The sequence below is a fragment of the Lentzea sp. NPDC037011 genome, assembly GCF_055607425.1.
In genome coordinates this window covers 178,334-192,170 of record NZ_JBVJRT010000009.1, presented here as the reverse complement: position 1 = coordinate 192,170, position 13,837 = coordinate 178,334, and the positions used below count along the sequence as shown (strand labels likewise).

The window sequence follows — 13,837 nt, the reverse complement described above, 5'->3', positions numbered from 1 at the left end:
CTCAACTCACTGCGGGCGAACGGTGTGCCGCCGCGTGTCGCGCGATCTCGGCACAGGTGGCCCACCAGACGCCGGTGCGGGCAGCGATGTGCGCCAGCAGCTCGTCCAGCACCTTGACGCGGGAGCGGTGCCCGATGATGTGCGGGTGGAGCGCGAGGGTGAACAACCCGCCTTCGGCGTAGGCCGCGTCGAACTCGTCCTGCCACGTCCGCAGCACTTCACGCGGCGCCAAGACCTGCTTCCCCAGAGCGTCGTCGGGGAAGTAGGGGGCGTCGTCCCGGATCCAGGACACCGGGATCTCGGTCACCCCGGTCGCCTCACCCCGGTGCAGGAGCTCGTAGGGCTGGTCATCGGCCATGAGGGAGGAGTCGTACTCGAGCCCGAGCTCCCTGATGATCGGCAGCGTGTGCACGGTGAAGTCCCAGTACGGCGTGCGCAGACCGACCGGACGGACGCCGGTTGCGGCCTCCAGCCCGTCCGCGCTGCGCAGAGCCAACTCCCGTTCCTGTTCCGCGGTCAGGTCACCGCACTTCTCGTGGATCCAGCCGTGCAGACCGATCTCGTGCCCGTCCGCCCGCACCGCGGCGAGCCCGGCGGGATCCAGCAGGGTCGAGACGACCGGGTAGAAGAACGTCGCAGGTGCGGAATGCCGGCGGAGCGTTTCGAGAACGCGCGGCAGGCCCACACGCGCACCGTACTGGCCCTGCGAGAGAAGGCCGGGTCCGGTCTCACCACGGGAAAGGGGAAGCGTCTCGTTGTCGACGTCGACCGAGATCGCGACGGCCACCCTCGCGTTCTGCGGCCAGTTCCCCGGGGCCAACCGGGCACCAGCGCCCACCTCGTCCACCGCGGATCGCCATTGCCATTCAGCCCACTCCCAAGGCGAGGAATCCACATCAGGCATTCTCAGAACCCTTCTTGCTCATGCCACAGGGGCGTCGAAGCGCCACTCACCGGCAGGTGATCTCGGGAATCCCTGAATGATGATTTCGTGCTTTCAGGATTTCCACGCTAGTTTGAGCGGAAATCAGCGTCAATGAGACGTTCCGGTGTGCGGAACCTGTCCCGGATTCGCGCACCAGCTCTTCACGATGTGCGCCAAATGTGAACGCAGGCTCCCGCGCGAGCCGCGAATGCCGAGGTTCAGGTGACCGAACTGCGGCCTTCCGCAGCACCGGGGAACCGGTGATCCGCGGCGTGGCGGACCTGCGGACCGCAGCGGCGCTGTGGATGTCCACAGTCACACGACATTGCGCTGCCCCTACACTCGCTCGAAGTTGAGCGACGGCTTCACCGCCGCACTGGAAGCTTTGTGAAAACAGATTCGCCTGTCACCGGTCAGCACCGGTTGCACGACTTGACACCGCACCGCGACAACAGGGACAACGCATGGCGATCGACATTTCCGGCACGCTCGTGGACGCGATCAACTGCGCACCCGGTGACCGCGGTCGGATGTTCTTCCCGGAGTCCACGACCGTCCTGACCCGTGCCGAACTCGGCCCCAGGGCCAACGGCGTCGCCGCCGCACTGCTCGCCGCCGGTGCCGGACCCGGCGAGGTGGTCGGCGTGCTGCTGCCCGCTGTTCCGTCCTTCCCGCCGGCGCTGCTCGGCGTGCTCACCACCGGCGCCGCCGTCAGCGTGCTACCGCTGCCCGCCGTCGCCCACGACGTCGACAGCATGGCCGACGACCTCGCCGCGTTCATCCGCACCGTCGGCATCCGGCACGTCGTGACCGGTGACCTCTTCGCCGCCGCGCTCGAACCGCTGCAGCGCCGGTGCCCCGGACTGCGCGTCGTCAACGCCGACCGGTGCCCGCCGGCCACCCGCGTCCCGACCACGCACACCCCCGGACCGGATGACCGCGCCGTCGTGCAGTTCACCTCCGGCACCACCGCACGGCCACAGGGCGTCGTGCTGTCCCACCGCGCCGTCCTCAACGGCGTCCTCGCCCCGGTCGCACGCTGCGAGCTCACCCCGGCCGACGTCGGCTACCAGTGGCTGCCGCTGTTCCACGACTTCGGCATGATCGGTCTGCTGATCTCGCTGTGCGCCGGGTTCGACACCCACCTCGTCTCACCGGCGGCGTTCATCCGGCGCCCGGTGGACGCGTTGCGCTACCTCGGCGAGCACGGCGTCACGATCTGCACAGGACCGAACTTCGCCTACGACCGGCTGGCCGAAGCCGCCCGCACCGCGGAGCTCGACGGGCTCGACCTCGGACGCTGGCGCCTGGCGCTCAACGGCGGTGAACCGGTCTCCCCGGCCACGGTCCGCGCCGTCACCGAGGTGCTGGGCCGGCACGGCCTGCCGGCCGGCGCGATGACCCCGGCTTACGGCATGGCCGAGTACTGCGCCGGCATCACCATCGACCTGCCGGCGCTCGCACCTCGCACCATCACGCTCGACCGGGCCGCGGCCACCGACGGCCGGGTCGTGCCCGTCACCGGGGACTCCGGCTGGACGATCGTGTCGCAGGGTCCCCCGTTGCCCGGCACCGAAGTGAGGGTCGTCGACGCCGGAGGCACCGTCCTGCCCGAGGCCGGTGTCGGCGAGCTCCAGGTGCGTGGCCCCAGCCTCATGGACGCCTACCTCACCGATGACCCTGCAGCCACCTCAGGGGTCCTGGCCGACGGCTGGCTGCGCACCGGCGACCGGGGCTTCCTGCTGGGCGGGGAGGTGCACGTCGCGGGCAGGCACAAGAACATGATCATCGTGCGTGGCCGCAACGTCCACGCCGAGGAGGTCGAGCACGTCGCCCGGCACGTGCCGGGCGTCTACCAGCGCCACTGCGTCGCGGTGGCCGACCAGGAAAGAGAGCGGGTGGTCGTGGTCGTGGAAACCGTCGAAACCGACCGGGCGGCGGTGGCCGAGGGCGTGCGGCGAGCCGTCGGTGAACGCCTCGGCATCACCGACGCCGACGTGCGCACCGTCGACCGCCGCTGGCTGCCCCGCACCACCAGCGGCAAGTGGAAGCGCGACGAGCTCCGCCGCCGCCTGTTCGGAGAGGAGAACGCGGCATGACCGGACCGGTGCACGGCAACGAGTCCTCGGCGCTGGCCGTGGTGGTCCAGGAGCTCGCCAGGGTGCTGGAGATCCCCGCCGAACAGTTGTCGCCGGACGACCGGCTCGCCTACCTGCCCAACGTCGACTCGTTGCGGCTGCTGGACGCGATCACCGCCGTGGAGAACACGAGCCGCGTCAAGCTCAGCGAGGACGACCTGGTGACCGCGCGGACGGTGGCGCAGCTCGCGGCGCTGGTCGAGTCCGCCAAGACCGCGGACGTGGAGAGGGACCGGTCATGAGCCTGCCCACCCTGGTCTCGCTGCCTGACGATGACACCAACACCGCCTACTACGCGCGACTGCGTGAAGCCGCATCCGTGCAGCGGGTGCAGCTGCCCAACGGGTTCCCGATCTGGCTCGTGACCAGGTACGACGACGTGCGGGCCTGCCTGCGCGACGAGCGGCTCGCCGTCGACCCCCGGCTGCTGAGCTCGCCCGAGCACAAGTTCGGCGGACGGCGCGTTCCCGAGGACACCCTCAGCTCCACGGGACGGCACATGCTCAACACCGACGGGGCCGAGCACCGCAGGCTGCGGTCGCTGGTCAACGCCGAGCTCTCCAGCGGTGCCGTGGGTCGCTGGCGCGCGACCGTCGACCGCATCGTGCACGAGCAGCTCGACCACCTCGAGCACCAAGGCGCCGCCGCGGGTGGCGGGCCGGTCAACCTGATGACCGCCTTCGCCAACCAGGTCCCCGTCACGGTGATCAGCACCGTGCTCGGCCTGCGCCCCGCGGACACGCCGGTCGCCGCCGCGCTGCTGCGCGAGCTGCTGTCCAGCAAGCCCACCGACAGCCCCGAGATGATCGGCTATTACCACGAGCTCGTCGACCTCGTCCTCGCCACGGTCGAACACCGCAGGAACGACCCCGGCGACGACCTGATCTCCATGCTGCTCGCCCGGTCGGAGTCCGTCGGGGTGCGCGACCTGCTCAGCACGGTCATGGCGCTGTTCGTGGGAGGACCACCCACCACCGCCACCGCCATCGCCCACGGCGCCGCCACGCTCGGCGCCAGGCCGGACCTGCGTGCTGAGGCCCTGGGCAGCGAGGCGTCCACCGCGCGGATCGTGGAGGAGCTGCTGCGCCACCACCCGCCGTTCCAGTTCGCGATCTGGCGGTTCGCCACCGCCGACGTCCGCGTCGGCGACGTCGTCATCCCGAAGGACGCGACCGTGCTGCTGTCGCTTGCCGCTGCCAACCGCGATCCTCGTGTCTACGACGATCCCGACGTGGTCCGTTCCCACCGCGACGGTGAGCCCAGCCACCTGTCGTTCGGCAGCGGCGTGCACCGCTGCATCGGCGCGCCGCTGGCCCGCATGGAGATCACCGTCGCGGTCCGCTCGCTGTTCCTCCGCTTCCCGCGGCTGCGGCTCGCCGTCGACCCGCACGAGCTGTGCTGGAGCGACATGGTGTTCGACCGCAGGCTGGAGTCGATGCCCGTCGACCTCGGCGGTGTGCGCGCATGAGGGTGTCCGGACGGGTGCGCATCTCCGCCGCCACGACCTGGCTGCCCGCAGGACGGTCCCGCGCCGCTGATGCGGTCACGGCGGGCACGCTCAGCGACATCGACGCCCGGTCGGCCGTCTGCCACGAGGTCGCGGTCGCCGACGGGCAGCAGGCGTGGCAACTCGGCCTGACCGCCTGCCGAGACGTGCTCCCCACCGCCGGGATCACGCCGGAGGAGATCGGTTTCCTCGCCTACGCGGGCATGTCCGCGACCGACGAGGAACCCGCGTCCCCGGCACACCGGCTCGCCGCCGCGCTGGGGACCACCCACGCCGTCGCCGTCGGCCTGAGCCAGATGTCCAGCGGCGGCGACGCGGCGCTGCACGCCGCCATCACCACCCTGCTCACCGAACCCGACACCCACCACGCTCTCGCGTGCACCGGCACCGACACCCGCGAGCTGCCCTACGACCGCTGGCGCACCGCGCCCGAGGTGGTGCTGGGCGACGGGGGCACCGCCGCGCTCCTGCACCGCGACCGGGGCCCGCTGGCCGTGCTGGCCACCGGCCGGGCCGGCAACCCCCGGCTGGAAAGCGCCTTCCCCCGGTTCCACCCCTTCCGGCCGCTACCACCCCCGCTCGACAACAGCGCCGCCCTGCTGGAGTTCCGCACGACCGCCCAGGAAATCCGCACCACCGTCGCCACAGCGGTGCAGCGGGCGCTGTCCGACGCCGACCTGCACGACGCCGATCGCATCCAGGCCGTCTGCACAGCGCGGTTGCGCCCGGACACCATCAGGTACACCGTGCTCCCGGTGCTGCCCGAAGCCTTGCGTGACCGTCTCGTGGTGTTCGGGGACACCACAGGTCACCTCGGTGCAGGCGACACGATCGCCAACCTGGACGACCTCCTCCGCCTCGACGGGTTGGCCATCGGCGACTGCGCCCTGCTCATCGGCCTCGGCGCCGGGTTCACCGCGACCGCGCTCGTCGTCGAGCGGTGCTGATCGTCCGTCCACAACAGACAAACGGGCGCACGCTCCGGCCGAACCACGCTCTCCCGTCCTCCCCAGGTTGCTGTTTACGACAGTCTGTCGTAATGTTTGCGACAGATCGTCGTAAACATGCAGACCACGGGAACGGGGACAGACATGACCACGCTGAACGATCGGGCCGAGCTCATCGAAGTGATGGGCCACTACGCCGACATCGCAGACCTGAAGGAGTTCGACGCGCTGCCCGGCCGGGTCTACACCGACGAGGTCTCGTTCGACTTCTCGTCCGTCACGGGCACTCCGCCGATGACGATCGCTCTGAGCCAGTACGTCGAGGTCCTCCGTGCGAGCTTCGCGGCGTTCAAGGCGACGCACCACGCCATCACCGGTCATGTCATCGAGATCGACGGCGACAAGGCCAGGATTCACGCCCACGTCCGCGCCGAGCACTGGCTGCCGGAAGAGCTCACCGCCGATGGCGCCGGTCCGTGGCTGGTGGTCGGCTTCTACGACAACGAGGCGATCCGCACGCCGGAGGGCTGGCGGCTCACGCACGTCACGCTGACCGCGATCCACCAGGAGAACCAGCCCCGGCTGCCGGACGCCGTGCCGACGGCGTAGGACGAGGTCATCCGGCCGGAGCCGGCTTTCCGAGGAGAACGAGCAGATGCCGCGGATCAAAGCCGCCACCATCGAGGAACACCACGAGGTGGTGTGGGCCGACCTCACCGAGGCGGTGCGGCAGCTGCTGCTCGAACGCGACTACGACTCCATCACCATGGGCCACATCGCCGCGCAGGCAGGACTCGCGCGCAACACCCTCTACAACTACGCCGGCGACAAGCGCGAGCTGGTCCTCGAACTGGCCCGGCGGGCCGGCCGCCCGCTGGCGCACCAGGTGTCCGCGATCGCCGCACGCTCCGCGGAACCGGCTGCCGGCAGGATGCGGACGATCATCGAAGCGATCCTGTCGGCCTCCACGAACCACGCCATGCGCCTGATGTTCCTCCCCAACTCCACACCGCTGGTCGCCGAGCTCCCAGCAGGGCGGGAGAACCCGTTCACCGCCCTTGTGACCGAGGTGGAGAACGTCGTCCGCGACGGCATCGGCACCGGCGAGTTCCGTGCGGTCGATGACGTCTCGCTCACCGTCGACCTCCTGACCGGCACCGTGCGCGCCGGCATCCACCGGATCAGCAGGGACCCCGGCGCACTTCCCACAACCGTCCGCGCGGTGCAGCACGTCGTCCTCGCTGCGATCACCCGCGAACAAGGCTGATCCCGGCTCCGCAGAGAGCACGTCCACCAGTTCCACCGATCACCGCACGGGTGATCGGTCGCCATCGGCTGTCCTGAGAGGAATTCACCATGAAGGTCATCGCCTATGCGGCCCGCACCGCCGGCGGCGCCTTGCAGCCCTACGAGTATGACTCGGGACCGCTGGGGCCCAACGAGGTCGACGTGCGCGTGACTCACGGCGGCATCTGCCACACCGATCTCGCCGCCATCGACGACGAGTGGGGCCTTGCGCGGTTCCCGGCCGTGGCCGGACATGAGGTCGTGGGCGAGGTGGTCGCCATCGGCTCCGCCGTCGACGAGGCGGCGTTGCCGATCGGGCGGCGCGTCGGCGTCGGCGCACTCGCCGGGTCGTGCTTCCGGTGCGAGTCGTGCCTCAGCGGGCGCACCAACCTGTGCCCACGTCGCGACGCCCTGGTGCTCCGCGGCGACCGCGGCGGCTTCGCCCACCACGTCAGGGCGAGCGATTGGCGCCACGTCCACCCGATCCCCGACTCGATGCCGTCCGAACACGCCGCACCGCTGATGTGCGCCGGCACCACGGTGTTCTCACCGCTGCTCGCCAACCGGGTACTCCCGACGCACCGCGTCGCCGTCGTGGGCATCGGCGGCCTCGGCCACCTCGCGCTCCAGTTCTTGACCAGGTGGGGTTGCGCGGTCACCGCCATCTCGACCACCAAGGACAAGCAGGCCGACGCCGAACGCTTCGGCGCCACGGACTTCATCGCCTCCCGGGAGCCAGGAGCCCTGCGGGCGGCGGCCGGCTCGTTCGACTTCGTGCTGTCCACCGTCTCCGGTGACCTGCCCTGGGACGACTACCTGGGAATCCTTGCTCCACAAGGCCGTCTTTGCGTCGCGGGGGTGCCGGAGCGGCCCATCTCCGTGTCGGCCCTGGGATTGGTGTCCGAGGCGAAGGAGATCACCGGAGGCATCGTCGGGACGGTGACGGAGACCCGGCAGATGCTCGACTTCGCGGCCCGCCACGCCATCCGTCCCCAAGTGGAGACGTTCGCGCTGACCGACTTCGAACAGGCACTCGACCGGGTTCGCAAGGGCAACGTGCGCTATCGCGCCGTCGTCGACTTCACCTGAGAACAGCCCACGCCACTCGTATCACGTCAAAATTGACGGTCTTGTTGTTCCACAAGGCGGAATGACGCCTTGTTCACCACTGACGCGAGGGCAATATTCGGAGAGAGCACACCGATGAGGGAGTTTTGTGAACCAGCAAAGCGCCGACCCGGTTTCTCTTCGCCGGTCACGGCGGTCATCTCCCGGGCGCCCTGCACGAGTCGGCGACCGAGATTCCGGCACCGTCCGCCGACGGGCTTCTCCCCGAAACACACCTCCGGAGGTCAAGGTATGACGCGCGTGGTCATGGCAGCGATTCCCTTTCCCGGACACGTGAACCCGCTGCGCCCCATCGCCGCCCACCTCGTGGCCCGGGGGTACGACGTCACCTTCGTCACCGGCACCAACCTGCGCGACGCGGTTCTCAGCACGGGCGCCACCTTCCACCCGCTCAAGGGGCACGCCGACTACGACGGCCCGAACGTGTACCAGACCTTCCCGCAGCTCGTCGCCGCCGCGCCCGGTGTCGAGCAGATCTCCGTCTACCTCACCGAGGTGCTGGCCAAGCCCATGCGGGAGCAGCACGAGGCGATCCAGGAAGTTCTTGCCCAGCAACCGGACACGCCCGCGGTCGTGCTGCACGAGATGTACTTCACCGGCCTGTGGCCGATCCAGCTGGGCGCGCCGGGCATCCGGCCCGCGCGGGTGCTCGGTCTCGGTGTCACGGTGCTTCCCCTGTACAGCGTGGACACGGCGCCTTTCGGCATGGGTCTGCCGCCCGACGCGTCACCGAGCGGACGGGAGCGCAACGCCCGGCTCAACGCGGAGGTGCGCGCGGCGTTCTCCTCAGCGCAAAGCCTCGCGGAGCAGCTGGTCCGCGACTGCGGCGGCACCGGCACGCTGCCGTCCTACTTCGACGCCCAGGTCGTGGTGCCCGACGAGTGCCTGCACCTGTCCATCCCCTCCCTGGAGTACCCGCGCAGCGACCTCCCCGGTTCGGTTCGCTTCGTGGGCGTGCCGTGGGAGGCCGACCACCAGGACGTGCCGCTGCCGCAGTGGTGGGACGACGTGCTCAACGCCGACAAGGTGGTGCTCGTTTCGCAGGGCACCGTCAGCAATGACGACTACTCCGAACTGATGCTGCCCACGATCGAGGCCCTGGCCGGCCACGACTGCCTCGTGATCGCCACCACCGGCGGCCGTCCGGTGAGCGACCTCGGCGCCCTGCCGGACAACGTGCGTGCCGCGGAGTACATCCCGTACACGCAACTGCTCCCGCACGTCGACGTGTTCGTCAGCAACGGCGGGTTCGGCGGGATGCAGATGGCCCTCAGCCGCGGTGTGCCGCTCGTCCTGGCGGGCGAGACCGAGGAGAAGAAGGACGCCACCGCGCACGCCGCGTGGACCGGCGCGGCCATCAACCTCGCGACGGGCCGGCCGCGCGCCTCTGACATCGGCGCAGCGGTGAACGAGGTGCTGCGCGACAACAGCTACCGCGCCGCCGCGCAACGGCTGCAAGCCGAGTACGCGGAGTACGACGCGCTTCGCACCATCACCGAGATCGTCGACAGTGCGGGTAAATCCCCGATTTCTCAGGAAACCGGTCCGGTCGGCGATCTCCTCCACTCCTGACCTGCGGGACGCCGGGAACGTTCGCGCGGGACCGGCGCACCAGGTGAGGCCTACCGACACTCAGCAGAACGGCATGTGAAGATGCACATCTCGCGCACCAGCGAGCGTCACCGGCAGAACTTGCTGGCGGAACTGCTCTCCGACGACAAGGAGCTGATCACGGCGTTGGAGACGACGCTCACCGAGAGCGACGTCGCGGGCAACGTCGAGAACTTCGTCGGCGCCGTACCGGTACCCCTCGGGCTTTGCGGTCCCGTGCTGGTCAACGGGCAACACGCCGCAGGCGAGTTCGTGGTCCCCATGGCAACGCTGGAGGGCACCCTCGTGGCCTCCTACAGCCGCGGTGCGAAGATGCTCAAGGCGTCGGGGGGCTGCGAGGTCGTCGTGACGGCCGACCGCTTCCTGCGGGGCATCCACTACCGGGTGAGCAGCCTCCGCGCGGCGCAGGACCTCGTGACGTGGTGCCGGACCCAGGAGCAGGTGCTGCTCGCCGTGGCGGAGAGCACCAGCGGTCATCTGCGTGCGCAGCGCCTCAGCTTCGACCACGCCGGCTCCACCGTGCTGGTCTCCGTCGAGTTCACCACCGGTGATGCGATGGGCAGCAACATGGCGAGCAAGGCGATCGCCGCGGTCTCGGAGCACGTCGTCCGGCACAGCGGCATCGAGCTGGAGGAGTTCCTGCCGTACGCGGAGGACAAGAAGCCCATCCCGGCACGCCTGAAGGGCAAGTCGGTGACCGCTCGGGCAGTTGTCCCGGCGGACGTCGTGGCTTCGCAGGGGCGGACGGACGTGCTGCGGCTGGACCGGTACGTCCAGGCCTACCGGAGCACGCTCGCGCTGCACGGCAGCTCATCGCTCAACATCCACGTCGCCAACGGCATGGCCGGCCTGTTCCAGGCGTTCGGGCAGGACATGGCCTACCTGGGCGAGTGCGCGAAGGGAATCGTGGACTCGCGCGTGACGAGCAGTGGCGACTGGGAGGTCTCCCTGACGCTGCCGACGCTCGTCGTGGGGACGGTCGGTGGCGGGACCGGCCTGCCGGCCTTCCAGGCGACGCTGGGAATGGTCGGGTGCGCCGGCACCGGCAAGGTGGCCAAGCTCGCCGAGATCATCGCCGCGGTGTTGCTGGCGGGCGAGGTCGGTTGCGCGGTCGCCCAGTGCGCGAACGAGTTCGTCTCCGCGCACGAGTCCCTGGGGCGCAACCGTCCGGACAAGTCGGACTGAGCTCCCACGTCGAGCTGGACGCGGGTGGTGACCGGCAGTGCGGTCACCACCCGCGTCCAGCTCCCTCATCGTCTCGGCACGACCTCGAACTGGCCCATCATCGAGTGGGTCGCGTGGTCGAGGAAGTGGCAGTGGAACGGGTACCGGCCGAGGTGGGAGTCGAACGTCGCCTGGATGCGGACCACGTCGCCGGGGAACAGGCGGACGGTGTCCTTCGGGTATGAGTCGTAGGCGGGCTCGGGCTTGCCGTTCCGGTCGAGGACCCTGAACTGCACGAGGTGCAGGTGCAGCGTGTGCTGGATGCCGAGAGCGGCGTCGTCGTTCACGACCTCCCAGATCTCGGTCGAGCCGTGCTCGATCGTCGCGTCCACGCGGTCCGGGTCGAACCCCTGGTCGTTGATGACGAACTGGCCGCGCTCGAGGTCGAGCCGCAGGACGAAACGGCGGGTTCTCGTGACCCGGCCGCGCAGCGGGTCGTGCGCCGGCCATCCCGGGATCTGTCCCCCCACCGACGGAACCCGCGCGCGGGACCAGCCGGGGATGGCGATCTCCGGCTTGGCCCACGCACCCCCGTCGCCGACCCGGAACTGCAGGACGTCGCGCTTGTCCTCGGACAGGGCCGCCACGTTCTGCAGCGCGATGGCGGTGCCCGGCGGAACCGACCGGAAGTCCACCAGGACCTCGGCGCGCTCCGCCGGCCAGACGTCGACCTCCTGCCGCGCCGCGGGCACGCGCAGGAAGCCGCCATCGGACGCGATCTGCAGGAACGGCGCTCCGGTGGAAAGCCGGAACTTGAACATCTCCAGGTTCGAGCCGTTGATCAGCCTGAGGCGGTACAGCTTCCGCTTGACCTCGAAGTAGGGCTGCGGCCGTCCGTTGACGAGCACCGTCGGCCGGTTCAGGAAGTCGTCCGGCACGAAGACGAGCTGGCCCCTGCTGTCGAACTTCGCGTCCCTGAGCATGAGGGGAACGTCGAACTCGCCACTGGGCAATGGAAGCAGCGCGTCCACGGGGTCCGACAGCAGGTACGCGCCGGAAAGGCCGCGGTAGACCCGTTCAGCTTCGAGGTGGTGCGTGTGGTCGTGGTACCAGAGCGTCGCGGCCCGTTGGTCGTTCGGGTACCGGTACTCCCTGGACCGGCCGGGCGCGATCGGGTCCATCGGATGCCCGTCACTCGACGCCGGGACGTCCGCGCCGTGCAGGTGGACGGTGGCGGGGCCGGACAGGCCGTTGAACTGCCGGACCACGACGGCACGACCGCGCCGGGCGCGGAGGGTGGGGCCGGGGAAGCTCCCGTTGAAGGTGAGCGTCCTGGTCCGGATGCCGGGGAGGACCTCCAGCTCGGTCTCCGCGATCCGCATGTCGTAGAAGTCGGTGTCCGCCGTGCTCCGCGTGGGCTTCAGCACCGGGGGGATCGACAGCGGCAGTGAGAAGGGCGGCACCTCCGGCAGATCGTCAGAGAACGCGGATGCCAGCTGCTTCGCCGGGAAGACCAGGGCCGCGCCGACGACGGAACCGAGTTTGATCGCATCTCTTCTGTTCAGCACGTCGATCACCTTCAGGGAGTCGGGGGGCGATCCGCGGGTGGAGGGCGACCGCGGCCAGCAGGGAGAGCACGAACGAGTGCTGCAACACGGTGATCGCCGCGGACATCGTGTTGCCGCGTGAGATCGCGTTGCCGACGGTGAGTCCCGCGAGGGGGATCGTCGCCGAGGCGCTGAGGACGGCCGCCGTCGCCGCGAAGACCAGCGCGGCGGTGATGCGCCTGGTCGCCGCCCACCGCCGGGTGGCGGCGCCGGCCAGCACCACGATCGCCATCGTCACGTGCGCGGCGAGCAGCGTGATGCCGACGAAGTTGGGGACGGCGTGCGCAACGACGGCGGGAGGCGGGGCGAGGGCCCCGCCCCCTGTTCCCGCGTGGTGCCCGGCACCGGCCGGCAGGAGGGACGACTGCCGCGGCCTGACGTCCAAGTAGGACGACCAGTCCCGGATCTGCCAGGCGACGACCGCCGCGAGGACGATCGCGAGCAGAGCCAGTGGAGTCGTGGGCCGGCCACGGCCCGATGATGACGAGGACGCGGGCCGGAGTGCGAGTTCGTCCTGCATGGAGCCGCCTTTCCCGCCCGCGTCCTTCGGATCAGTACATCGTGTTGGGGTTGGCCGAAGTCGGCGGAATCGGCTGCAGGACGGCCCAGTGTTCCAGCAGTTTCCCGCCACGGACGCGGTACAGGTCGACACCTACGCCGTTCTCCATGTCGAACAGCTTCTCCAGGTGGACGAAGACCGCGACCAGGTCTCCCTCTGCGACGACGGTCTTCACGTTGGCGCGGTAGTCCGGCTGCGCGGCGTACGCGGCGTGCAGGAACTGCTGCAGTGCCTCGGTTCCGTTCGGGACGTCCGGGAAGTGCTGGTAGTAGGTGTTGTCCCCGATGTAGCGGTCCAGCGCCCGGAGGCGGAGCTCGTCATCGGGCTGGTTGACGATCTCGGAGAAGGCGGCCCGGCCGAGGCGTTCGCTTTCGGCGTCCGTGGCGAACGGCAGCGACTGGGAGATCTTCGGCGAGCTGAGCGTGGAGAACATGTCGTTGCCGATGCTCACCGGCCGGACCGCCTCGTTGACCTCCCAGTGCTCGGCGATCCTGCCCCGGTCGAGGCGGAAGAGGTTGATCTTGGCGACACCCGCGTCGCCGGGCTTCCCTGCGAAGTGGCTGTGCACCACGACCAGGTCGTTCTGGGCGATGGTCCGCTTCACGGTGAAACGGAGGTTCGGGTTCTGGTTCCGCAGGCCCGCGTGGTACGCCCGGAACGCGGCCCGGCCGTCTGCGATCGCCGGGTAGTGCTGGACGAGGTCAGGGCGCACCACCCTGTCGAGGTGTCCGAGGTCCCCGCGGTTCAGCGCGGAGTAGAGGCCGAGGACGACCGCCCTGTTCGCCCTTTCCTTCGGGGTGGCGATCGACTCGAACGCGCCTTGCCGGTGCTGGGTGGGTGCGGCGGTGACGGCCGGGGTGAAGGCGGCGATCACGGTGACGGAGAGGATGACCGGCACCACCGCACGCCAGCGGGTCCGGGATCGGTAGGTCCTTTTCGGCATCTTGGTTCTCGCTTCCTGCGA

Annotated in this window: 14 protein-coding genes; 9 read left to right on the top strand and 5 right to left on the bottom strand. The window is 69.8% G+C overall.

All coding sequences use genetic code 11. The features are described from left to right. Position 1 precedes the first annotated feature (1 nt). On the bottom strand, positions 2-787 hold the full coding sequence (locus ACZ7CH_RS27565; RefSeq protein ID WP_470375285.1) for a polysaccharide deacetylase family protein: 786 nt from the start codon (positions 785-787) through the stop codon (positions 2-4). Between the two features lie 602 nt (positions 788-1,389). Here ACZ7CH_RS27565 and ACZ7CH_RS27560 point away from each other — a divergent pair. The 7 genes from ACZ7CH_RS27560 to ACZ7CH_RS27530 all read left to right on the top strand — a co-directional run bounded on the left by ACZ7CH_RS27560 (position 1,390) and on the right by ACZ7CH_RS27530 (position 7,893). Next, the gene (locus ACZ7CH_RS27560; protein WP_470375284.1) at positions 1,390-3,024 is read left to right on the top strand and encodes an AMP-binding protein; all 1,635 of its coding nucleotides are present in this window, start codon (positions 1,390-1,392) and stop codon (positions 3,022-3,024) included. Then, positions 3,021-3,305 (top strand): acyl carrier protein, encoded by a 285-nt coding sequence (locus ACZ7CH_RS27555; RefSeq protein WP_470375283.1) that lies wholly within the window; start codon positions 3,021-3,023, stop codon positions 3,303-3,305. The genes ACZ7CH_RS27560 and ACZ7CH_RS27555 overlap by 4 nt, the downstream gene beginning before the upstream one ends. Continuing rightward, on the top strand, positions 3,302-4,531 hold the full coding sequence (locus tag ACZ7CH_RS27550) for a cytochrome P450 (protein ID WP_360384803.1): 1,230 nt from the start codon (positions 3,302-3,304) through the stop codon (positions 4,529-4,531). Before ACZ7CH_RS27555 ends, ACZ7CH_RS27550 begins: the two co-directional genes overlap by 4 nt. After that, positions 4,528-5,517, top strand: coding sequence for a beta-ketoacyl-[acyl-carrier-protein] synthase family protein (locus ACZ7CH_RS27545; RefSeq protein ID WP_470375282.1), 990 nt, complete (start codon positions 4,528-4,530; stop codon positions 5,515-5,517). Before ACZ7CH_RS27550 ends, ACZ7CH_RS27545 begins: the two co-directional genes overlap by 4 nt. Positions 5,518-5,661: 144 nt before the next feature. Then, positions 5,662-6,126, top strand: a complete 465-nt coding sequence (locus ACZ7CH_RS27540) for a nuclear transport factor 2 family protein (protein ID WP_470375281.1) — start codon at positions 5,662-5,664, stop codon at positions 6,124-6,126. A 46-nt stretch (positions 6,127-6,172) separates the two neighbouring features. Further along, positions 6,173-6,784 carry a TetR/AcrR family transcriptional regulator gene (locus ACZ7CH_RS27535; protein WP_470375280.1) on the top strand — a complete coding sequence of 204 codons (612 nt, stop codon included), beginning with the start codon at positions 6,173-6,175 and terminating at the stop codon, positions 6,782-6,784. 89 nt (positions 6,785-6,873) lie between these two features. Further along, positions 6,874-7,893, top strand: coding sequence for an NAD(P)-dependent alcohol dehydrogenase (locus tag ACZ7CH_RS27530; protein WP_470375279.1), 1,020 nt, complete (start codon positions 6,874-6,876; stop codon positions 7,891-7,893). 26 nt (positions 7,894-7,919) lie between these two features. On the opposite strand, the gene ACZ7CH_RS27525 is transcribed toward ACZ7CH_RS27530, so the two are convergent. Further along, positions 7,920-8,063, bottom strand: a complete 144-nt coding sequence (locus ACZ7CH_RS27525) for a hypothetical protein (protein WP_458432799.1) — start codon at positions 8,061-8,063, stop codon at positions 7,920-7,922. A gap of 100 nt (positions 8,064-8,163) precedes the next feature. Between ACZ7CH_RS27525 and ACZ7CH_RS27520 the strand changes: the two genes are divergently transcribed. Together ACZ7CH_RS27520 and ACZ7CH_RS27515 are read left to right on the top strand one after the other, a co-directional pair. Then, on the top strand, positions 8,164-9,504 hold the full coding sequence (locus ACZ7CH_RS27520; RefSeq protein ID WP_470375278.1) for a glycosyltransferase: 1,341 nt from the start codon (positions 8,164-8,166) through the stop codon (positions 9,502-9,504). 81 nt (positions 9,505-9,585) lie between these two features. Continuing rightward, entirely contained in the window at positions 9,586-10,728 is a 1,143-nt protein-coding gene (locus ACZ7CH_RS27515; protein ID WP_470375277.1) for a hypothetical protein, read from the top strand. A 65-nt stretch (positions 10,729-10,793) separates the two neighbouring features. On the opposite strand, the gene ACZ7CH_RS27510 is transcribed toward ACZ7CH_RS27515, so the two are convergent. Genes ACZ7CH_RS27510 through ACZ7CH_RS27500 form a run of 3 tightly spaced genes read right to left on the bottom strand, consistent with a single transcriptional unit; the run spans position 10,794 to position 13,816 of the window. Further along, a complete protein-coding gene (locus ACZ7CH_RS27510) occupies positions 10,794-12,275 on the bottom strand; it encodes a multicopper oxidase family protein (RefSeq protein ID WP_470375276.1) in 1,482 nt (493 codons plus the stop codon). Then, positions 12,184-12,834, bottom strand: a complete 651-nt coding sequence (locus ACZ7CH_RS27505) for a hypothetical protein (protein ID WP_470375275.1) — start codon at positions 12,832-12,834, stop codon at positions 12,184-12,186. Before ACZ7CH_RS27505 ends, ACZ7CH_RS27510 begins: the two co-directional genes overlap by 92 nt. A gap of 31 nt (positions 12,835-12,865) precedes the next feature. After that, positions 12,866-13,816 carry a nuclear transport factor 2 family protein gene (locus ACZ7CH_RS27500; protein WP_470375274.1) on the bottom strand — a complete coding sequence of 317 codons (951 nt, stop codon included), beginning with the start codon at positions 13,814-13,816 and terminating at the stop codon, positions 12,866-12,868. Between the last annotated feature and the right edge of the window lie 21 nt (positions 13,817-13,837).

Excerpts from the sequence above, each read along its gene's own strand:
- ACZ7CH_RS27540 (WP_470375281.1), top strand. The coding sequence starts at position 5,662 with ATGACCACGCTGAACGATCGGGCCGAGCTCATCGAAGTGATGGGCCAC.
- ACZ7CH_RS27535 (WP_470375280.1), top strand. The coding sequence starts at position 6,173 with ATGCCGCGGATCAAAGCCGCCACCATCGAGGAACACCACGAGGTGGTG.
- ACZ7CH_RS27505 (WP_470375275.1), bottom strand. The coding sequence starts at position 12,834 with ATGCAGGACGAACTCGCACTCCGGCCCGCGTCCTCGTCATCATCGGGC.
- ACZ7CH_RS27500 (WP_470375274.1), bottom strand. The coding sequence starts at position 13,816 with ATGCCGAAAAGGACCTACCGATCCCGGACCCGCTGGCGTGCGGTGGTG.
- ACZ7CH_RS27555 (WP_470375283.1), top strand. The coding sequence starts at position 3,021 with ATGACCGGACCGGTGCACGGCAACGAGTCCTCGGCGCTGGCCGTGGTG.
- ACZ7CH_RS27560 (WP_470375284.1), top strand. The coding sequence starts at position 1,390 with ATGGCGATCGACATTTCCGGCACGCTCGTGGACGCGATCAACTGCGCA.
- ACZ7CH_RS27530 (WP_470375279.1), top strand. The coding sequence starts at position 6,874 with ATGAAGGTCATCGCCTATGCGGCCCGCACCGCCGGCGGCGCCTTGCAG.
- ACZ7CH_RS27550 (WP_360384803.1), top strand. The coding sequence starts at position 3,302 with ATGAGCCTGCCCACCCTGGTCTCGCTGCCTGACGATGACACCAACACC.
- ACZ7CH_RS27545 (WP_470375282.1), top strand. The coding sequence starts at position 4,528 with ATGAGGGTGTCCGGACGGGTGCGCATCTCCGCCGCCACGACCTGGCTG.
- ACZ7CH_RS27515 (WP_470375277.1), top strand. The coding sequence starts at position 9,586 with ATGCACATCTCGCGCACCAGCGAGCGTCACCGGCAGAACTTGCTGGCG.
- ACZ7CH_RS27520 (WP_470375278.1), top strand. The coding sequence starts at position 8,164 with ATGACGCGCGTGGTCATGGCAGCGATTCCCTTTCCCGGACACGTGAAC.